The sequence below is a fragment of the Herbaspirillum sp. WGmk3 genome (genome assembly GCF_023952535.1).
Taxonomy (GTDB): Bacteria; Pseudomonadota; Gammaproteobacteria; order Burkholderiales; family Burkholderiaceae_D; genus Herbaspirillum; species Herbaspirillum huttiense.
On record NZ_JAKYWT010000004.1, the window covers coordinates 79,595 to 99,698 of the forward strand.

General features: G+C 63.8%; 19 protein-coding genes. 12 read left to right on the forward strand and 7 right to left on the reverse strand.

All coding sequences use genetic code 11. The annotated features are described in order from the left end of the window. Nucleotides 1-40 precede the first annotated feature (40 nt). Complete coding sequence (gene pncB / locus MKD49_RS16090; protein ID WP_034340811.1) at nucleotides 41-1,216, reverse strand: nicotinate phosphoribosyltransferase; 1,176 nt, start codon at nucleotides 1,214-1,216, stop codon at nucleotides 41-43. Nucleotides 1,217-1,410: 194 nt separating this feature from the next. After that, on the reverse strand, nucleotides 1,411-2,583 hold the full coding sequence (locus MKD49_RS16095) for an ABC transporter substrate-binding protein (protein ID WP_256497698.1): 1,173 nt from the start codon (nucleotides 2,581-2,583) through the stop codon (nucleotides 1,411-1,413). A 466-nt stretch (nucleotides 2,584-3,049) separates the two neighbouring features. On the opposite strand from MKD49_RS16095, the gene fdxA reads away from it, so the two are divergent. The 5 genes from fdxA to nth all read left to right on the forward strand — a co-directional run bounded on the left by fdxA (nucleotide 3,050) and on the right by nth (nucleotide 7,812). Then, nucleotides 3,050-3,373, forward strand: a complete 324-nt coding sequence (gene fdxA, locus MKD49_RS16100) for a ferredoxin FdxA (protein ID WP_039787587.1) — start codon at nucleotides 3,050-3,052, stop codon at nucleotides 3,371-3,373. A 313-nt stretch (nucleotides 3,374-3,686) separates the two neighbouring features. Beyond that, nucleotides 3,687-4,760, forward strand: a complete 1,074-nt coding sequence (locus tag MKD49_RS16105; protein ID WP_252696812.1) for an NAD(P)/FAD-dependent oxidoreductase — start codon at nucleotides 3,687-3,689, stop codon at nucleotides 4,758-4,760. A 317-nt stretch (nucleotides 4,761-5,077) separates the two neighbouring features. After that, the gene (locus MKD49_RS16110; RefSeq protein WP_252696813.1) at nucleotides 5,078-6,313 is read left to right on the forward strand and encodes a polyhydroxyalkanoate depolymerase; all 1,236 of its coding nucleotides are present in this window, start codon (nucleotides 5,078-5,080) and stop codon (nucleotides 6,311-6,313) included. A gap of 129 nt (nucleotides 6,314-6,442) precedes the next feature. Continuing rightward, nucleotides 6,443-7,165, forward strand: a complete 723-nt coding sequence (gene rsxB, locus MKD49_RS16115) for an electron transport complex subunit RsxB (RefSeq protein ID WP_252696814.1) — start codon at nucleotides 6,443-6,445, stop codon at nucleotides 7,163-7,165. Continuing rightward, on the forward strand, nucleotides 7,162-7,812 hold the full coding sequence (gene nth / locus MKD49_RS16120; RefSeq protein ID WP_039787592.1) for an endonuclease III: 651 nt from the start codon (nucleotides 7,162-7,164) through the stop codon (nucleotides 7,810-7,812). Before rsxB ends, nth begins: the two co-directional genes overlap by 4 nt. Nucleotides 7,813-7,819: 7 nt before the next feature. Here nth and MKD49_RS16125 read toward each other — a convergent pair whose 3' ends face one another. After that, nucleotides 7,820-9,001, reverse strand: coding sequence for a branched-chain amino acid ABC transporter substrate-binding protein (locus MKD49_RS16125; RefSeq protein ID WP_252696815.1), 1,182 nt, complete (start codon nucleotides 8,999-9,001; stop codon nucleotides 7,820-7,822). Between the two features lie 274 nt (nucleotides 9,002-9,275). Here MKD49_RS16125 and MKD49_RS16130 point away from each other — a divergent pair, with 274 nt between their 5' ends. Next, nucleotides 9,276-9,707, forward strand: a complete 432-nt coding sequence (locus MKD49_RS16130; protein WP_088754068.1) for a DUF1841 family protein — start codon at nucleotides 9,276-9,278, stop codon at nucleotides 9,705-9,707. Between the two features lie 81 nt (nucleotides 9,708-9,788). On the opposite strand, the gene MKD49_RS16135 is transcribed toward MKD49_RS16130, so the two are convergent. The 3 genes from MKD49_RS16135 to MKD49_RS16145 form a co-directional block, all read right to left on the reverse strand. Next, entirely contained in the window at nucleotides 9,789-10,142 is a 354-nt protein-coding gene (locus tag MKD49_RS16135) for a cytochrome c (protein ID WP_209581230.1), read from the reverse strand. 13 nt (nucleotides 10,143-10,155) lie between these two features. Further along, nucleotides 10,156-10,476 carry a cytochrome c gene (locus tag MKD49_RS16140; protein ID WP_039787601.1) on the reverse strand — a complete coding sequence of 107 codons (321 nt, stop codon included), beginning with the start codon at nucleotides 10,474-10,476 and terminating at the stop codon, nucleotides 10,156-10,158. A 364-nt stretch (nucleotides 10,477-10,840) separates the two neighbouring features. Further along, entirely contained in the window at nucleotides 10,841-13,090 is a 2,250-nt protein-coding gene (locus tag MKD49_RS16145) for a site-specific recombinase (RefSeq protein WP_252696816.1), read from the reverse strand. A gap of 202 nt (nucleotides 13,091-13,292) precedes the next feature. Between MKD49_RS16145 and MKD49_RS16150 the strand changes: the two genes are divergently transcribed. The 3 genes from MKD49_RS16150 to MKD49_RS16160 are packed head-to-tail and all read left to right on the forward strand — an operon-like array spanning nucleotide 13,293 to nucleotide 15,973. Then, nucleotides 13,293-14,168, forward strand: a complete 876-nt coding sequence (locus tag MKD49_RS16150) for a MoxR family ATPase (protein ID WP_252696817.1) — start codon at nucleotides 13,293-13,295, stop codon at nucleotides 14,166-14,168. 26 nt (nucleotides 14,169-14,194) lie between these two features. After that, nucleotides 14,195-14,782, forward strand: coding sequence for a GNAT family N-acetyltransferase (locus tag MKD49_RS16155; RefSeq protein WP_039787606.1), 588 nt, complete (start codon nucleotides 14,195-14,197; stop codon nucleotides 14,780-14,782). 21 nt (nucleotides 14,783-14,803) lie between these two features. Beyond that, nucleotides 14,804-15,973, forward strand: coding sequence for a VWA domain-containing protein (locus MKD49_RS16160; protein WP_252696818.1), 1,170 nt, complete (start codon nucleotides 14,804-14,806; stop codon nucleotides 15,971-15,973). Nucleotides 15,974-15,977: 4 nt separating this feature from the next. Here MKD49_RS16160 and MKD49_RS16165 read toward each other — a convergent pair whose 3' ends face one another. Continuing rightward, nucleotides 15,978-16,178, reverse strand: coding sequence for a heavy-metal-associated domain-containing protein (locus MKD49_RS16165; protein WP_034335405.1), 201 nt, complete (start codon nucleotides 16,176-16,178; stop codon nucleotides 15,978-15,980). 164 nt (nucleotides 16,179-16,342) lie between these two features. On the opposite strand from MKD49_RS16165, the gene MKD49_RS16170 reads away from it, so the two are divergent. From MKD49_RS16170 to MKD49_RS16180, 3 genes are read left to right on the forward strand one after another with little or no spacing between them, the layout of a single operon-like run. Beyond that, the gene (locus tag MKD49_RS16170; protein WP_252696819.1) at nucleotides 16,343-18,595 is read left to right on the forward strand and encodes a cation-translocating P-type ATPase; all 2,253 of its coding nucleotides are present in this window, start codon (nucleotides 16,343-16,345) and stop codon (nucleotides 18,593-18,595) included. Nucleotides 18,596-18,597: 2 nt separating this feature from the next. Next, a complete protein-coding gene (cueR, locus tag MKD49_RS16175) occupies nucleotides 18,598-19,020 on the forward strand; it encodes a Cu(I)-responsive transcriptional regulator (RefSeq protein ID WP_252696820.1) in 423 nt (140 codons plus the stop codon). Continuing rightward, nucleotides 19,017-19,988 carry a Gfo/Idh/MocA family protein gene (locus MKD49_RS16180; protein ID WP_252696821.1) on the forward strand — a complete coding sequence of 324 codons (972 nt, stop codon included), beginning with the start codon at nucleotides 19,017-19,019 and terminating at the stop codon, nucleotides 19,986-19,988. Before cueR ends, MKD49_RS16180 begins: the two co-directional genes overlap by 4 nt. Nucleotides 19,989-20,104 lie beyond the last annotated feature (116 nt).

Consider the following 20,104-nt stretch of genomic DNA (forward strand, 5'->3'; position numbering starts at 1 on the left):
AGCCCGAGTGGAAAAACTTTCAGGTATCGTGCAAATCCGGTCAGGCCTTGATCTGGAACACCTGGCGCAGATAATTCACATAGGCCGGGTCATCGCACATGTTCTTGGAAGGCGTATCGGACAGCTTGGCCACCGGCTGGCCATTGCAGCGGACCATCTTCATGACCACCTGCAGGGGCGTGTAGCCCAGGTCATTGGTGAGATTGGTACCCACGCCGAAGGCCACCTTGGCGCGATCCTTGAAGCGCAGGTAGAGCGCACGCACCTTGTCGAAGTCCAGGCTGTCGGAGAACACCAGCACCTTGCTGGACGGATCGACACGGTTGTCACGGTAATGCTGGATCAGGCGCTCGCCCCATTCAAACGGATCGCCCGAATCATGGCGCGCACCGTCGAAGAGCTTGCAGAAATACATGTCGTAGTCGCGCAGGAAGGCATCCATGCCATAAACGTCCGAGAGCGTGATGCCCAGGTCGCCGCGATACTCGCGCGCCCACATCTCGAAGGCGAACGTCTGCGAATCACGCAGGCGCGGACCCAGTGCCTGGCAGGCCTGCAGGTATTCATGCGCCATGGTGCCCAGCGGGGTCAGGTCATGCTGCATGGCGTACATCACGTTGGAGGTACCGGCAAAGTGGTCCCCCATGTGCTGCTTCATCTCGTCGATGACCTCGGCATGCCAGCTGCGCGAGAAGCGGCGGCGGGTGCCGTAATCGGCGATCTTGCAGCCGGCCAGTTCGGCATCATCGGTGATGACCGACATCTTCTTGCGCAGGCGCGCCCTGCCCTCTTCCAGATCGGGCGAGCGCTGGGTCGCGCGGAAATACACTTCATTGACGATGGCCAGCACCGGCACTTCGAACATGATGGTGTGCAGCCACGGCCCCTTCACCTGGATCTCGATCTCGCCATTGCCGGCCGGATCAGGCTGGACCGTGATGTATTTTTCGTTCAGGTGGAACAGGTCGAGGAAGTCGACGAAGTCGCTCTTGATGAAACGCAGGCCGCGCAGGTAATTCAGTTCATCTTCCTTGAAACGCAGGCGGCACAGTGCGGCAATCTCGGCACGGATCTCGTCGACATAGGGTGTCAGGTCGATGTGCTCGTTGCGGCATTTGAACTTGTATTCGACCTGCGCGCCGGGGAAGTGATGCAGGACCACCTGCATCATCGTGAATTTGTACAGGTCGGTGTCGAGTAAGGATGTGATGATCATGAAGTCCGGATGCGGACATGCCGCATGCTGCCATGTTGATGGTCCACGTGCATGAGGGCTGCCCCGGAGCGCGCCGCGTCATGCGTTGGCCACGCCCTGAAGCGTCGCGACCGCTATCTTAACCGAGATCGCACAAAGCAAAGCCCCCTGCCATGAGGGGGCTTTGACAGGGCCGAGGGCGGCGAAAGACCGGATCACTTGCCCGCTGAAGCCGGACGGCGTCCACGCACATAGGTCGGCGGCGGCAGGTAGGCCGTACCATCGAGGTAGCGCCATTCGCGCATGGTGCTGCGCCCGTCCTTCTGGGAGACCAGGCCGATGAAGGCACCCATCGTGGATTGCTGGTCCAGCGCGCGGAAGCTCAACTCACCCAGCGGCGAGGACCAGTGCAGGCCACGCAGGGATTCCAGCAGCACTTCGCCATTCCCGCCTTCGCTCTTCTTCAGGCCGCCGGCAATGGCCATCATGGTGCTGTAACCCAGCACCGCCGACAGTTGCGGACGTTCGCTGAATTTCTTCAGATAGGCTTCCAGGAAGCGCTGGTGCTCCGGCGTATTGATCTGGTCCCACGGGTAACCTACGGCCACCCAGTCGCGAATGGCTTCACTCTGGCTGGGATCGAGGCTCTGCGCACCGGCCGAGCTCATCGACACCACTCGCACGCCGGCAAACAACTGCTGGCGATTGCCGGCCTGCACGAACTTCTGCAGGTCCTCGCCAAAGGTGGCATTGAAGATGGCGTCCGGACGCGACTGGCGGATCGCCCGCGCCACATCGTCGGCCTTGATCTTGCCCATGGCCGGCCACTGGTCGCTGACGAACTCCACATCCGGACGCGCCTGCTTCAACAGCATCTTGAAACTGGCTACGGCGCTCTGGCCATATTCATAGTTGGGCGCCACCATGGCCCAGCGCCGCCCCGGCATGCGTGCGGCCTGCTCGGCCAGCATCGCGGCCAGCATGTAGGTCGAGGGACGCACGCGGAAGGTGTAGCGATTGCCCTTGTCCAGCGTGACCGCATCGGACAGGGCATCGCCCACCACCAGCACGGTCTTGCTGCGCGCGGCTTCGCGCGCCACGGCCAGGGCCACATCGGAGAGCATGGTGCCGGTCAGCACCTCCACATGCTCCTTGCTGACCAGTTCGCGGGCATTGCGGGCGGCCTGGTCGGCATCGCCCTGGTCGTCGCGGCTGATGAGCTGCAAGGGGCGGCCATGGATGCCGCCGGACTCGTTGATCTGCTCCAGCGCCAGCGACAAACCATTGCGATAGGCCTGGCCGGCGGTGGAGGCTCGCCCCTGGCTGTTGATCTCGCCGATGCGGATCGGCTCGGCGGCGACAGCGCCCACGGGCAGCGCAAGGGACATGGCCACTGCCAGCGCACCGAGCAAGGCCGGCAGCAGCGAAAGACGGAATCGGGGGGAGGACTGGGGGCCTGCAGCGTTCACGCCGGGACTTCCTTCTGGTGATGTGCGACAAGCGGCGCCATGCCGGCGGACCTGGCTCCATGGGCTGGAACCGCAGGCCACAAGACCCTGGCGGCGGCTGGGCTTATCGCGAGCTTGTTTATTTACTTATACGTAATCTGTATAAGCCTCATTTGTGGGAAAAATCGAATTACCTTAAAATACAAGGCTTTGCGGCGGGTTGCGCAGCAGCATCATGAGAGGCTTCCAGAGTCCTTCACGACAGCGTCCACAAGACGCCGGATGCCGGCCCAAGCACCTCAACCACAGGTTGACCAGCCGCAACATGATTTTAACCGTGCCATATTGCCATCAATTGCGGCGCAGTTAGCCATCGGTTTGAAGAAATTTTACAGATAGGACAGTTATGACCCACGTTGTCACCGATTCCTGCGTCCGTTGCCGCTATACGGATTGCGTGGATGTTTGCCCGGTGGATTGTTTCCGCGAAGGCCCCAATTTCCTCGCGATTGACCCGGACGAGTGCATCGACTGCGCCGTCTGCGTGGCCGAGTGCCCGGTCAATGCGATCTACGCGGAAGAAGACGTGCCGGCCGACCAGCAGCAATACATCGCCCTGAACGCCGATCTGTCCCGCAGTTGGCCCTCCATCACCAAGACCAAGGCACCGCTGCCGGAAGCCGAGGAATGGAAGGACAAGACCGACAAGCTGCAATACCTGCAGCGCTGATTCCTGCGAAGAATCAAGCTGGCCGGGCCTGTCCCGGCCAGCCATGGCGGTTGCGCATCCAGCCCGGCAGTTTCATCGCCACGCCAGATGCGCAGCCGTTTGCATTTGGCCGCCAGCAATACCCCTGAGAGCCTCATGGCCGGGCTGAACTGCCCGCTGCCTTACCGTCCTGTGGCGCTCTCGGCAAGCATTTCGCATCGCATTTACCTGGCCTCTCCCCCGCCAGCGGCCCCGCCGCCAGCCAGCGCCCAGCGCAAGAGGGAAAAGCCGCTCTACTGATCTGATCTACTGAAACAGGAATATCAAGAAAATCATGGAAAACAATGTCCAGACTGCGGCAGTCAACGGTGTCATCGATGCCGACGCCGTCATCATCGGCGCCGGCCCGGTCGGCCTGTTCCAGGTGTTCGAACTCGGCCTGCTGGAAATCAAGGCGCACGTGATCGATTCGCTGCCGGTGGTCGGCGGCCAGTGCGTGGAACTGTATCCGGACAAGCCCATCTATGACATACCGGCCGTGCCCGTGTGCACCGGCCAGGAACTGACCGACAACCTGTTGAAGCAGATCGAGCCCTTCTCGCCGACCTTCCACCTGGGCCAGGAAGTGACCCTGGTGAACAAGCGCGAAGATGGCCGTTTCGACGTCGAAACCTCCACCGGCACCAAGTTCATCACCAAGACCATCTTCATCGCGGCCGGCGTGGGCTCTTTCCAGCCGCGCACCCTGAAGGTCGAAGGCATCGAGCGGTTCGAAGGTTCGCAGGTGTTCTACCGCGTCAAGGACCCGGCCCTGTTCGAAGGCAAGAACATCGTCATCTGCGGCGGCGGCGACTCCGCCCTGGACTGGGCCCTGAACTTCGTTGGCAAGGCTGAATCGGTGATCCTGCTGCACCGCCGTGAAGAATTCCGCGCCGCGCCCGCGTCCGTGGCCAAGATGAAGGAACTGTGCGAACAGTACGAGATGCAGCTGGTCATCGGCCAGGTCACCGGCACCGAGATCAAGGATGGCAAGCTGTCCGAAGTCAAGGTCACGGGTGCCGACGGCGTCACCCGCCGCCTGCCGCTGGACATGCTGCTGGTGTTCTTCGGCCTGTCGCCCAAGCTGGGCCCGATCGCCGAGTGGGGCCTGGAGATCGAGCGCAAACAACTGAAGGTGATGGATACCGAGAAGTTCGAGACCAACGTCCCGGGCATCTTCGCCGTGGGCGACATCAACACCTATCCGGGCAAGAAGAAGCTGATCCTGTCGGGCTTCCACGAAGCCGCGCTGGCCGCCTTCGGCGCTGCGCCCTACATCTTCCCGGAAAAGAAGATCCACATGCAGTACACCACCACCTCGCCCAAGCTGCACAAGATCCTGGGCGTGGAAAGCCCGGTCTTCGACTGATTTTCCGTCGCCTGACCACCCGTGCCGCTGCAAGCGGCCTGCAGAGCCCCCGTCCGGTACGGGGGCTTTTTGTTTATGAAGGTTTTTGCAGAAACCTGTGGGGCCCGCACCACTGGTCTGACCAGCAAGCGGGGCGTAAGGCAAAGCGTGCTATGCTACCGCGTCGCAACAAGGAAAAAGTTGACAGAGTAGACATAATATGAAGTCTGTCAGCCGATGATCGTCGCCAAACGTTTGTGGCACATGCTTGCTGCGCACCTGGTCCGGGTTATCCATCCGGACGGGAAAGCCAGCCGGTGCTTGTATAAAGGTCAGCTATGCTTTATCAACTGCATGAACTCAATCGCGCGTTCCTGAACCCCATGATGCAATGGGCCGAAACCTCGGCCAAACTGTTCTCGGACCCGGTTTCCCCGCTCGCCCACACCCCTTTCTCGCAACGCATCGCCGCCGGCTATGAGTTGCTGTATCGCCTTTCCAAGGAATACGAAAAGCCCCTCTTCAACATCGGCGAAGTGCCGGTGGACGGCAAGCCGGTCGGCATCACCGAGGAAGTGGTCGAAGAAAAGCCATTCTGTCGCCTGATCCATTTCAAGAAGGACCTGTCGGCCCGCCAGAGCGCCGCCCTGAAGCAGCCGACGGTGCTGGTGGTGGCGCCCCTGTCCGGCCACCACTCCACCCTGCTGCGCGAGACCGTGCGCGCGCTGCTGCAGGAACATGACGTCTTCATCACCGACTGGACCGACGCCCGCATGGTGCCGGTCGAGGCCGGCGAATTCCACCTGCACGATTATGTTTATTACGTGCAGGACTTCATCCGCACCCTGGGCCCGGACGTGCACGTCATTTCCGTGTGCCAGCCCACCGTGCCGGTGCTGGCGGCCATTTCGCTCATGGCCAGCGCCAACGACCCCAAGCTGCCCAAGAGCATGACCATGATGGGCGGCCCCATCGATGCCCGCAAGTCGCCCACCGCCGTCAACGACCTGGCCACCGAGAAGCCCTTCTCCTGGTTCGAAAACACGGTGATCTACAGCGTGCCGGCCAATTACCCCGGCTTCGGCCGCAAGGTCTATCCCGGTTTCCTGCAGCATGCCGGCTTCGTGGCCATGAACCCGCGCCGCCATGCCCAGAGCCACTGGGATTTCTACATGCACCTGCGCGACGGCGACGATGCCTCCGCCGAAGAACACCGCAAGTTCTACGACGAGTACAACGCCGTGCTGGACATGCCGGCCGAGTTCTACCTGGAGACCATCAAGGTGGTGTTCCAGGACTTCAACCTGGCGCGTGGCACCTGGGAAATCGAAGGCAAGCTGGTGCGTCCGCAGGACATCAAGTCGGTCGCCCTGTTCAGCATCGAAGGCGAGCTCGATGACATCTCCGGTTCCGGCCAGACCCAGGCGGCGCAGGAACTGTGCAGCAGCATCCCGAAGACACGCAAGCAGCATTTCACGGTGCCCAAGGCAGGCCACTACGGCATCTTCTCGGGCCGCCGCTGGCGCGAAATCGTCTGCCCGAAGATCGGCGAATTCATCCGCGCCAACGCGTAACGCAGCGCGTTGAGGCAAAACGGCACCCCGTCTCCACGGTGGTGCCGTTTTGCTTTGTGGCTGCGGCATGACTTGACGGCGGTTTGGCCGGATAATAGCGCCCTTGTCCCGTTGAATTGCCTGACCGCCGTGCCGCCATCCGCCACCACCGCCTCTGCCACCCTGGCCGACCGCCTCGAAGACCTGCTGCCGCAAACCCAATGCACCAAATGTGGCTACCCGGCCTGCCGTCCCTATGCCGAGGCCATGGCCGAGGGGCTTGCTTCCTATAACCAGTGCCCGCCCGGTGGCCAGGAAGGCGTGGCGCGGCTGGCACAACTACTGGGCAAACCGGTGATCCCGCTCAATCCCGCCAACGGCAGCGAACAGCCGCGCCGCCTGGCGCTGATCGATGAAGCCGTCTGCATCGGCTGCACGCTCTGCATCCAGGCCTGCCCGGTCGATGCGATTGCCGGTGCGGCCAAGCAGATGCATACGGTGATCGAATCGCTCTGCACCGGCTGCGACCTGTGCGTGGCGCCCTGCCCGGTCGATTGCATCAGCATGGTCGAGGCTACGCCCGGCCGCACCGGCTGGCAGGCCTGGCGCCAGGAACAAGCCGATGCCGCCCGCGCGCGCCATGACTGGCGCACCCTGCGCCTGCAGCGCGAGAAAGAAGAAAACGATGCCCGCCTGGCCGCCAAGGCTGCGGCCAAGCTCAAGGAAGTGGAAGCAGCGGCAGCCGGCACACCCGAGGAACAAGCCGAACTGGCCCGCAAGAAAGCCATCATCCAGGCCGCCATGGAGCGCGCGCGCCTGAAGAAACTGCAAGCCGAACAAGCCAGCCCCCAGCCCGACAGCCCACAACCATGAATCCGACCAAACGCCGCGAGATCTTCGAGCGCCTGCGCCAGGCCAACCCCACGCCCACTACCGAACTGGAATACACCACGCCGTTCGAGCTGCTGATCGCCGTGCTGCTGTCAGCCCAGGCGACCGATGTGTCGGTGAACAAGGCCACGCGCAAGCTCTATCCGGTGGCCAACACGCCCGAGGCCATCTACCGCATGGGCGTGGACCAGCTCATGCCCTATATCCAGACCATCGGGCTGTATCGCACCAAGGCCAAGAACGTCATCGAGACCTGCCGCATCCTGATCGAGGAACACGGCGGCGAGGTACCGGAGTCGCGCGAAGCGCTGGAAGCCTTGCCGGGAGTCGGCCGCAAGACCGCCAACGTGGTCCTCAACACGGCCTTCGGCCATCCCACCATCGCGGTGGATACGCACATCTTCCGGGTCTCCAACCGCACCGGCATTGCACCGGGCAAGGATGTGGACGAAGTCGAGCGCAAGCTCATCAAGTTCGTGGCCCCGGAATTCCGCCAGGATGCGCATCACTGGCTGATCCTGCATGGGCGCTACACCTGCATCGCGCGCAAGCCGCAATGCTGGAACTGCCTGATCGCCGACCTCTGCGAATTCAAGCAGAAAACGCCACTTCCGGCCAAGGGCGTCTGAGAAGGACCTAGCGCGGAAGCCCGTGCAGACGGGTGACCGGCACCCAGCGCTGGTCCTGAACTTCATACAGGGTAAAAGTCGGGTTGAGCAGATCCCCTTCCTCGTTGAAGGCCACCGGTCCGCTCACGCCCTCGAAGCGCAGCCGGTGCATGGCCCGGGCAACCGCATCCGGATCGGTGCTGCCGGCCTGGCGCAGGCCCAGCAGGATGGACTGCGCCGCTTCATAGGCGAAGACCGCATAGAGGTCGATGTCGGAATCGAAAGCTTCGCTGTAGCGCTGGCGGAACTGCCGCCAGCCGGGCATCTTGTCCTGCGGCGGCCCGGGTTCGAGGACCAGCGTGCCATTGGCATCGGGTCCGGCGCGCATCAGGAAGGGCAAACCCAAGGTCCCGGGCGAAGCCATCAGGCGCGCTTCCAGCTTCAACCGGCGGATGGACTTGGCCAGCACGCCGGCCTGCCAGTCCAGTCCACCGAAGAAGATCAGGTCCGGCTTGAGGCTGCGCGCCTGCATCAGCGGAGCGTTGAAGTCGGAGGTCTTGTCGCTGACGTTGTAGCGCGCCAGCACCTTGCCACCCTGCGCCTCCACCTCGCGGGCGAACTGCTCGGCCAGCCCCTGCCCGAAGGGCGTGCGGTCGTCAATGGTGACCACGGAGCGCACGCCCAGCTTGTCGACGGCATAACGCGCAGACCAGCGGCCGATGCTCTCGTTGTTGGGAATGGTGCGGAAGATGCGCGGATAAGACAAGGCCGTCAGCTTGCGGCTCATCGCCGAGGGCGTCACCTGGATCACGCCAGCGGCATGGTAGACCGGGGCCGCTGCCAGACTGGTGCCGCTGGTCCAGTGGCCAACCACACCGATGACGCGCTGGCCGACCAGGTAGCGCGCTACATACTCCGCCGTACCGGGGTCCGCCCTGTCATCCTGGGATACCAGCTTGAGCCGGTAATGCTTGCCGGCGATGACCACACCGCGCCGGTTGGCCTCATCCAGCGCCAGTTGCACGCCGTTGCGCATGCTGCGGCCCACCCCCATGGAGGGGCCGCTCAAGGGGCCGGCAAAGCCGATGGCCAGGATGGATTCGTCGGCCGGCTGCTCGTCGCTGGCCATGCTCGCCTTGGCCGACGCCGAAGGAGCCGCCAGCGCGGCCTGCGCGCAGCAGCCCAGCAGGGCCAGCGCGATACAAAGCAAGGGCCGCGTCCATGTCCGTGGACGGCGCACAGGCCGGATCAGGCTTCCGCCAAAAAGCATGCATGCTTCCTTCTCGCTGCCCGGCCTTGCGTTTCCCCCCATCGCGCCAAGGCAATGCGGCCGGGTACTGCATTGGATGGATTATTCAGATGCTTGTCGTAGGGAAAGAATATTACTTCATCTGGACCTCTCGTGCCGCAGGCCTTGGCCGGCCTCCTGAAGCGGGCGGCAGACCAGCGTAGAATAGCGCTTTATCCCCGATTGATGCACCGCCATGTTCACGCCGTCCCAGCACGATGTCCGCCGCTTTTTCTGCGAAGCCTACCGCAAGCACCAGGGCAACCAGGTCCTGACGCCCCTGGAAGCCATCGCCCGCGACTGGATCCTGCAGCATCCGGAATACCACGATGCCCTGCGCGACGTGGACGAAGCACTCGCGGCCGACTATTCGATCGAACGCGGCCAGAGCAATCCCTTCCTGCATCTGTCGATGCACCTGTCGATCACGGAACAGATCTCCATCGACCAGCCCCCCGGCATCCGTGGCGCCTTCCAGCTGCTGGCCCAGCGCCGCGGCTCGGAACACGATGCCCATCATGAAATCATGGAAGCCCTGGGCGAGATGATCTGGAACGCCCAGCGCAATGGCTTGCCGCCGGATGGGGCGGCTTATATCGAGAATATCAAGCGGCGGGCGCAGGGATAAGCCTTCACGCGCACAACAAAAAGCCACACCGCAACTCTCTTGCGGCGTGGCTTTCTTTCATACGCAACCAACAGACGCAGCTTACTTGCGCACCACCAGGCTCCCCGGCAGGCTGTGCAGATAAGCCGCGATATCGTTGATGTCGCGATCCGTAAGCGGCTTGGCCTGACCCGACATGATGGCGTTGTTGCGGCCATTCATGGCGGTGTCGCCCCGGCGGTAGGCCGTCAGGGCATGCTTGAGGTAGTCCGCATGCTGGCCGGCCAGCTTCGGGTAGCCCGGATCGATGGGCGAGTTGTAGTCCTTGCCGTGGCAGGAGGCGCAGTTGTACTTCTCCACCAGCGCACGGCCATTGGCTACATCAGCAGCGCTGGCCGCTTGCGCCAGCAGCGCGGCGGCGCCCAGCAGCGACAGGGCAATCAGGTTCTTCTTCATCTCGTGGCTCCCCTCACTTCTGCTGCGAATAGTAGGCGGCCAGGTCGGCGATGTCCTGGTCCGACAGGCTGGCGGCCACGCCCATCATCGAAGGATGCTTGCGCTCCCCCTTCTGGTAGGCGCGCAGCGCGTTCTCGATGTACTTGGCGGACTGCCCGCCCAGCATCGGCACCTGGTAGACCTCGGGATAGCTGGCTTTGTAGCCGGGGATGCCATGGCAACCAATGCACATGGAGACTTTGTTTTCAGCGGCCTTGGCATTGCCGACGATGTCGGCCGCGGACGCGCTGCCGAGCACGCCAGCCAGGGCAAGAAACACGAGGTGTTTTTTCATGTGAGCAGGGTAAGTGATTGGACTTCCCATCCGTCCGGCCTCAACCTCGGCGCGGCGGACACCCGACGAAACGCATCTTTTGCTGCCAGCGGCAAACTTTATCGTGCTTGTTCGATTGCCCTGGTATTGCAGGTTTGGCTCTTCTGCTATGGCTCAACCGGTGTTTCGGCTCAAGCTTGTCTCTCCACTCCCCCTGCCTTGCGCAAAAAACGCTTTCGATTCTAACCAATAAAACCGGCAGCGTCATCCCTGCCCGCAAACCCTCCCTCACAGACGCAATCGCCCGCCAGGCAAGGCCGGGCGGGCGATCGACGCATTATATGCGCTGCAATATTAACGCTATGGCATCTGGCTGATGCCAACGCTAGGCGACATGCCGCGTAGCCTGGACGTGCATATCTTGCCCAGACTCAAGTGAAGCCAGGCGCGGTTGCCGGTTGTCCTGGCGCGCGCCGCCCTGGCCGTCATCGTCGTCGTCCTCGTCTTCTCCGGCGTCATCCTGCACTGCCGCATCCGTTTTTTGCGGAAGAATGAAGAACAAGGGCCGGACGACGAAACGGCGCAACACCGCCCGCATGGCGATATTGCGGGCGCGGCGCGGCAAGTCGCGCGAGCGCAGCGCCAGCGCCAGTGCGCAGGCGAAGGCCACCGCCACCGACAACAGGGCCGTCGCAGCCACACCGCCGGCAGCCAGCCAGAAGGCGGGCGTCATCAGGATTTCCCAGCCGAGGCTGAAGACTGCGGCGGTGAGCGTACCAGCAGCCAAGGTCACATGGCGGATATCCAGCGGCAGGCTGAAGAAGGCCGCCACCACCGGTGCCAGCCCCAGCAGCACGGCCAGCGAGAGGCTACCGGCAATGGTGGCCACGTTGCGCTCCAGCCAGGCGGCGCAGCGCTGGGCGCGCATGGCGCCGAGACCGTGCACCAGGCGGCGATGGTTGGACACCACGTCCCGTACCCGGCGCAGAGCGAACCAGTTGTCGGCAAACCCGGCCGCGAGACTGGCCAGCCACAACAATACGCCGGTCAGCGCGGCATACAGGGGTGTGGGGCCTACCAGCGAGAGCGCAGCGATGGCCTGGCGCGCCTCGCTGGCCGGCATCGGCTGGCTGCCCAGCGCGAACCAGCCCAGGGCACACAGCGCGGCGGTGACCGGAATCACCGCCAGCAGATTGCCAAAGATACCCGCCGACTGCGAACGCAGCAGCTGGCCGGATTCGGCGATCAGGTCACGCATGCCCTCCGCATCCAGGTCCCCCATGCGCGAGGCCAGGGCCGGTGCGGTCACGGCCGGCTGGCGCGTGGCCAGCACACCGCCCAGCGCGGCAATGAGCAGGAAACTGGCGGCGTAATTCAATGAAGCCAGCGCGCCATCGACGAAGTGCACCACGCCCAGCGTCGACAGGCTTTGCTTGACCAGGGCCGTGGCGGCGATGACCGCACCGCCGACCAGACCGGCCCGCATCACCCGGCGATAACCGGCACCGTCGCGGGCGATGGCCTGCTCCCGGTGATCGGCATTGCGCTCGACCATCTTGCGCGCCAGCAGGGCAAAACTGCGCCGCATCAGGCCGCGTACCGAATCGCGGTGATGGTGGGCGGAGATCAGGTCGCACAGCAGCAGCTGCATGCGCCCGGCTCCGGCCAGCGCCGCCGGCCGCGCCACCATGCCGGGCACGGCCGGGCTGATGACCGGGCCAGGCACGCCGGAACGCACATCGATGAGCCGCCCGATGCGCTGCAAGTGCGCGCGCATGCGTTCGACGCGATACACCAGGCTCACCGAGACGCCGTATTCATCCAGGTGCGCGTAGATGCGGTCGGTCTGCGCATGGCACACCGCGACCAGCATGCGCACGCTGCGCAAGGCGCCGAGGTCGCCCGGCTGGGCGCGCAGCCAGGCTTCCATCTCGCGCCGCAGCGCCAGGAAGGGCGTGGCGCGCATGGGCATCTTGGGTTCCAGCCGCTGGCGGAAGGCCGGGCTGATGCCATCGGCCACCACCGTGGTGGTCAGATAGGTGATGGCTTCCTCGATCTGCTGCCAGTACATGTGGGAGATGCCGTCATCGGCCATCAGTTTCCACAGCCGCTGCAGCAGTTCATTGTCCAGCTCCAGCAGCCAGGCGGCGTCGTCCGGATCGGGGAACATGGCCGTGAACAGCGAAGAGAGGTCAGTGGGCGAAAGGTGGCGCGGCAGGATCAGCCGGGCCAGGCGTTCGCTCAGTTCGCCGAAGAAGCCGGGTTCGTGCGGCAGGCCGGTGGTGGAGAAAAGTTCGGGGCCGGTGGCTTCGCGCAGGGTCTTCTGCAGCGCGTTCTGGACCGCGCGCCGCACGTCGCGGTGCTGGTCCAGCCAGTCCAGCATGATGGCCAGCCGCTGGCGACGCACCTGGTGCCAGGCCTGGCGGTCCAGCAGCGACACCGCCGGGCGATGGCGCAGCCATTCAGCCACGTCGATCATCCAGTTGGCCCGCTCGTGCCAGCTGGCCGCCGGGTCGATGCGGCGCATCAGGACTTCCAGCTGCCGGCCGACATCATGCCGGTCCATGTAACGCGCCTGCATGCCGTGACGCATTCGTCTCCACACCACCAGCATCTTGAAGAAAAGAAATTTCATGGGCAGTGAGCGCCTGGGGCGCTGTCAGTTTGTTGCATGCGTAGCCCTTGATATAGGAACGATTGAGCAGAATTCAAGCCGTCGCAGGTGCGCCGGATTTGGCCGGCTTTTCCCTTATACTCGAAGAAATGTCCGACGCGGCTGCTGCAATGCCGCATCTTCCCGGCAATCCAACCACAGCAACCTGACAAGGACAGCATCCATGCCAGATCATTCCGCCGCTTCATCCCGTCCAGGCAAATTCACCGGCAGCGACAACTACGTTGCCACCGACGACCTCAAGCTGGCGGTCAATGCCGCCCTCACCCTGCAGCGTCCGCTGCTGATCAAGGGCGAGCCCGGCACCGGCAAGACCATGCTGGCCGAGGAAGTGGCCGCGGCCCTGGGCCGCCCGCTGCTGCAGTGGCACATCAAGTCCACCACCAAGGCCCAGCAGGGCCTCTACGAATACGATGCGGTTTCGCGCCTGCGCGATTCACAGCTGGGCGACGAGCGTGTCAAGGACATCCACAACTACATCGTCAAGGGCGTGCTGTGGCAGGCCTTCACGGCCGAGGAGCCGGTGGTACTGCTGATCGACGAGATCGACAAGGCCGACATCGAATTCCCCAACGACCTGCTGCGCGAAATCGACCGCATGGAGTTCTACGTCTATGAGACGCGCGAACTGGTGCGCGCCAAACACCGGCCGCTGGTGGTCATCACCTCCAACAACGAGAAGGAATTGCCGGACGCCTTCCTGCGCCGCTGCTTCTTCCACTACATCAAGTTCCCCGACAAGGAGACCATGCAGCAGATCGTTGACGTGCACTTCCCGCACATCAAGCGCGACCTGCTGGCGCGCGCGCTGGACGCTTTCTACCAGGTGCGCGAGGTACCGGGCATCAAGAAGAAGCCCTCGACCTCGGAACTGATCGACTGGCTCAAGCTGCTCATGGCCGAGGACATCCCGCCAGAAGCCCTGCACAGCCAGGACAACAAGGCCGTGGTCCCGCCCCTGCATGGCGCGCTGCTCAAGAACGAGCAGGATGTGCACCTGTTCGAGCGGCTGGTCTTCATGTCGCGCAACAACCGCTGAACCTGCCGCCATCCACCGGAGCCGCCATGCAATTCCTCTCGCCGATCACCCTGAAGGGCCAGTTCGCCACGATCGAGCCGCTGCATCCCGAGCACCACGATGCGCTCATTGCCGCCGTGTCGGATGGCAAGCTGTGGAAGCTCTGGTACACCGCCATCCCCAAGCCGGAAAACATGCGTGCCGAGATCGAACGCCGCCTGCACTTGCAGCAGCAGGGCAGCATGCTGCCCTTCGTGATCCGCCGCAATGACACCGGTGCGCTGTGCGGCATGACCACCTACATGAATGCCGATGTGGCCAACCGGCGCGTGGAGATCGGCTCCACCTGGTATGCCGCCAGTGCCCAGCGCACCGGCATCAATACCGAGTGCAAGCTGATGCTGCTCACCCACGCCTTCGAGGACATGCACTGCATCGCCGTGGAGTTCCGCACCCACTGGATGAACCAGCAGTCGCGTGCCGCCATCGCGCGGCTGGGTGCCAAGCAGGATGGCATCCTGCGCAATCACCAGCGCATGCCGGATGGCTCCTATCGCGACACGGTGGTGTTTTCCATCATCGAATCGGAATGGCCAACGGTGCGCCGCCATCTCCAGTTCAAGCTGGGCCGCTGAGGCGGCTGCGGGATTGCATTCATGCTCATCGATTTCTTCTACACCGTGAAACAGGCCGGCGTGCCGGCCTCGATCAAGGAATTCCTGACCCTGCTGGAGGCGATGGACAAGCAGGTCATTTCGCCCTCGCTGGATGAGTTCTACTTTCTCTCGCGCCTCACGCTGGTGAAGGACGAGGCGCACTTCGACAAGTTCGACCGCGCCTTCGGGGCCTATTTCAAGGGCATAGAAACGATCTTCGAGAAGCGGCCGGAGATTCCGCTGGAATGGCTGGTCAAGCAATTGCAGCGCGACCTCACGCCCGAGCAGAAGGCCGCCATCGAGAAGTTCGGTTACGACAAGCTGATGGATCGCCTCAAGCAACTGCTGGAAGAACAAAAGGAACGCCACGAAGGCGGCAGCAAGTGGATCGGTACCGGCGGGGTTTCTCCCTTCGGCCACGGCGGCTTCAACCCCGAGGGCATCCGCATCGGCGGCAAGGGTGGCCAGCGCAGCGCGGTGAAGGTGTGGGAAGAACGCGAATACAAGGACTACGACGGCGAACGCGAACTGGGCACGCGCAACATCAAGGTGGCGCTGCGCCGCCTGCGCCGCTTTGCGCGTGAAGGACTGGACGAAGAGCTGGCGCTGGACGACACCATCCGCGCCACCGCCAGCAATGCCGGCTACCTCGACATCCGCATGCAGCCCGAGCGCAAGAACAAGATCAAGGTGCTGATGCTCTTCGATGTGGGCGGATCGATGGATGACCACATCGCCCGCACCGAAGAATTGTTCTCGGCGGCACGGACCGAGTTCAAGAACATGGAATTCTTCTACTTCCACAACTGCGTGTATGACTACCTGTGGAAGAACAACCGCCGCCGCCACGCCGAGCGTTTCCCGACCTGGGATGTCCTGCGCAAGTACACGCCGGACACCAAGCTCATCTTCGTGGGCGATGCCACCATGAGTCCTTACGAAATCGTGCAGCCGGGCGGCTCGGTGGAATACAACAATGCGGAGGCGGGTGCAGAGTGGCTGCAGCGCTTCACCAGTACCTTTCCGCATTTCGTCTGGCTCAATCCCGAGCCGGAAGGCCTGTGGCAATACCGGCAATCAATCGCACTGATCCGCCAGCTCATGAAAAACCGCATGTTCCCGCTGACCATGGATGGGCTGGAGGGCGCGATGCGATTGCTCAGCAAGTAGCGGCTCAGGCTGCGACCGGGGTATAGCCCGCTTCCTCGATGGCCTCGGCAAACTGCTGCGCCGGCAGGCTGCTGTCGATGACCACGCGCTTGTCGGCCACTGCAATGTCGACCTTGGCATTGGCATCCACCTCTTTGACAGCCTTGGTGATGACGCCTGCACAGTGGTTGCAGGTCATGTCGTTGACGGTGAAGGTGGTGCTCATGGCGTTTCCTTTCATGAAATGAAGTCAATGATGGAAGCTTAAACCTTCCCACCACGGCAAGGTCAAGCGCAGCTTTGTGCATCCATGCGACAATCAGGCTTGACCTTGCCATCATGGGAAGGATGATGATGCAGGCCTTGATCCATCCTTCCGGAGTCGTTGCCATGCCCTCTTCCTCCCCTGCTGCCGCCGAGATCAGCCTCGATATCGAAGGCATGAGCTGTGCCTCCTGCGTGATGCGCGTGGAAAAGGCGCTCAAGAAAATCCCTGGCGTGACCGAAGTCAGCGTCAACCTTGCCACCGAACGCGCCAGCATCGCCACGGCCCTACCCGTGGCCCCGGCTGCCCTGATTGCCGCCATTGAAAAGGCCGGCTATCAGGCGCACCAGCACATCCCTGAAGAAACCGCCGCGCCGGCCAGCACCAAGAAACAGCTGCCCAGCTGGTGGCCGGTGGCCGTCTCGGCCGCGCTGTCGCTGCCGCTCTTGCTGCCCATGCTGCTGGCCCCGCTGGGCATCAGCTGGAGCCTGCCCCCGCTGTGGCAATGGCTGCTGGCCACGCCCGTGCAGTTCTGGCTGGGCTGGCGTTTCTATCACGCTGGATGGGGCGCGCTGCGCGCGCGTTCCGGCAACATGGATCTGCTGGTCGCGCTGGGCACCAGCGCGGCTTACGGCCTATCGGTCTGGCAATGGCTGAGCATGCCGGACATGGGCGAACACGCCATGGCCATGCCGCATCTCTACTTTGAAAGCTCGGCCGTGGTCATCACCCTGGTGCTGCTGGGCAAATGGCTGGAAGGCCGCGCCAAGCGCCAGACGGCCGACGCCATCGCCGCCCTCAACGCGCTGCGTCCCGACCGTGCCCGCGTGCGCCGCGACGGACAAGACATCGACGTGCCGCTGGCCCAGGTGCGCGTGGGTGACCTGGTGGTGCTGCGTCCCGGCGAGCGGGTCCCGGTCGATGGCATCGTCAAGGAGGGCCGCAGCCATCTGGATGAAGCCCTGCTGACCGGCGAGAGCCGCCCGCAAGCCAGGCAAGCCGGCGACCATCTGGCCGCCGGTGCCATCAATGCGGAAGGCGTGCTGGTCTTCGAAGCCACCGCCATCGGTGCCGAAACCATGCTGGCGCGCATCGTGCGCATGGTGGAACAGGCGCAGGCGGCCAAGGCGCCGATCCAGCGGCTGGTGGACAAGGTCAGCGCGGTCTTCGTGCCTGCGGTGCTGCTGCTGTCGGCCCTCACCTTCCTCGGCTGGGGCCTGGCGGCAGGCGACTGGCAACAGGCCCTGCTCAATGCGGTGGCGGTGATGGTGATCGCCTGCCCTTGCGCACTGGGCCTGGCCACCCCCACGGCCATCATGGCCGGCACCGGGGTGGCCGCACGCCACGGCATCCTCATCAAGGATGCGCAGGCGCTGGAGATCGCGCATCGGGTCGACGTGATCGCTTTCGACAAGACCGGCACGCTCACCGTGGGCCGTCCGCGCCTGACTGAACTGCAGGCCGCTGACGCCACCGAAGAGGAACAGGACAATGCCTTGCTGGCCCTGGCCGCCGCCCTGCAAGCCCGCAGCGAACACCCGCTGGCGCGGGCCGTGCTGGAGGCGGCCGCGGCACACACCGACATCTCGATCCCGCAAGCCGACCAGGTCCGCAGCGTGGCCGGACTCGGCATCGAAGGCCATGTCGATGGCCGCGCACTCTGCCTGGGCAGCAGCCGCTGGATGCAGCAATTGCAGGCCAGCGCCCCGGCCCTGCAAGCGCGTGCCGACCAGTTGCAGGCGCAGGGCCGTACCCTGTCCTGGCTGGCCGAGCGTGAGGCAGGCCATGTGCGCATCCTGGGCCTGCTGGCCTTCGGCGACGAGATCAAGCCCGGCGCGCAGCAAGCCATCGCCACCCTGCATGCGCTGGGTATCCGCACCGCCATGCTCAGTGGCGACAACCGGGGGGCCGCACAACAGGTGGCCGCCACACTGGGCATCCAGGATGTGCGCGCCGAAGTGCTGCCCGGCGACAAGGCCGAAGCCGTCGCTGCCCTGCGCGAAAACGGCGCGCATGTCGTGGCCATGGTCGGCGATGGCGTCAACGATGCCCCTGCGCTGGCTGCCGCCGATGTGGGCATCGCCATGTCCACCGGCACCGACGTGGCCATGCAAGCTGCCGGCATCACGCTGATGCATGGCGATCCCGGCCTGGCGGCAGACGCCATCGATATCTCGCGCCGCACTTACGGCAAGATTCGCCAGAACCTGTTCTGGGCGTTCATCTACAACCTGGTCGGGATTCCGCTGGCCGCGCTGGGCCTGCTCAACCCCATGCTGGCCGGGGCGGCGATGGCGTTTTCCAGCGTGAGCGTGGTCAGCAATGCCCTGCTGCTGCGCCGCTGGCGTCCGCATGGCCCCGCAAAAATGGAGAAGTGAACATGAATATCGGAGAAGCCGCTACTGCCTCGGGTGTCTCGGCCAAGATGATTCGCCATTATGAAGAAACGGGCCTGATCCCCAAGGCCGGCCGCACCGATGCCGGCTACCGCGTCTATGCCGAGCGCGACGTGCACCTGCTGCGCTTCATCCGCCAGGCGCGGCAACTGGGGTTTTCCATGCCCCAGGTGAGCGACCTGATCGGGCTGTGGCTGGACCAGTCGCGCTCCAGTCGCAAGGTCAAGCAGCTGGCCCAGACCCACATCGGCGAACTGGAGCAGCGCATCCGCGAACTGCAGACCATGAAGGGCACGCTGGAACGCCTGGTGCAGGACTGCCATGGCGACCATCGCCCCGACTGCCCCATCCTCGATGCCCTCGGCGCGCAGCCGGACTGCTGCGCCCATGGGGAGCCGCAGGCATGAGCGCGCTGCGCTGGGGCATCATCGGCTGCGGTGCCGTCACCGAAAAGAAAAGCGGCCCGGCCTATCGCAGCACGCCCGGTTTCGAACTGGCCGCCGTCATGCGCCGCGACGCCGCCCTGGCCGCCGACTACGCGCAGCGCCACGGCGTGCCGCGCTGGTTCGACGATGCCGATGCGCTCATCGGCGATCCCGGCATCGATGCCGTCTACATCGCCACCCCGCCCGATACGCACCTGCACTATGCCTTGAAGGTGGCCGCCGCCGGCAAACCCTGCTGCGTCGAGAAGCCGATGGCCCCCAGCCATGCCGAATGCCTGCAGATGCTCGATGCCTTCGCAACAGCGCAACAACCGTTTTTCGTGGCCTATTACCGGCGCTCGCTGCCGCGTTTCGAGCAGCTGCGCCAATGGCTGCAGGAGGGCCGCATCGGCACGCCGCGCCACGTGCACTGGCAGCTGGCGCGCACCCCGCATCCGGATGACCTGCAGGGGCGCTACCGCTGGCGTACCGATGCCCGCATCGCACCGGGCGGCTACTTCGATGATCTTGCCAGCCATGGCTTGAACCTGTTCTCGCACTTCTTCGGCGACGTGGCGCAGGTAGCCGGGGCCAGCGCCAACCAGCAAGGGATCTACAGCGCCCGGGATGCGGTGGCGGCCAGCTGGCGCTATCACAGTGGCATCACCGGCAGCGGCAGCTGGCACTTCGGCAGCTTTGAACGGGCGGACCGGGTGGAGATTACGGGCAGTGCGGGCAAGCTGGAATTTTCCATCTTCGAGGAACGGCCGCTGGTGCTGACTACGCCGACCGAACGCATCGAGCTGGCCATCCCCAATCCGGAACACATCCAGCAATACCACGTGGCCAACCTGCAACGGCACTTGAGCGGAGGTGCGCCTCACCCATCCTGTGGCGACAGCGCTGCGCAGACGGCGTGGATGATGGAAGCGATCCTGGAAAATCGGTGAAATCCTTCACCTGCACGAAAAATGCATGGCTCGCGGCACGCATCCCGACTTGAGATGATAATTACCCTTCATATATCACTAAAAATTACGTTATCCAGCTAGTACCAACAACATCA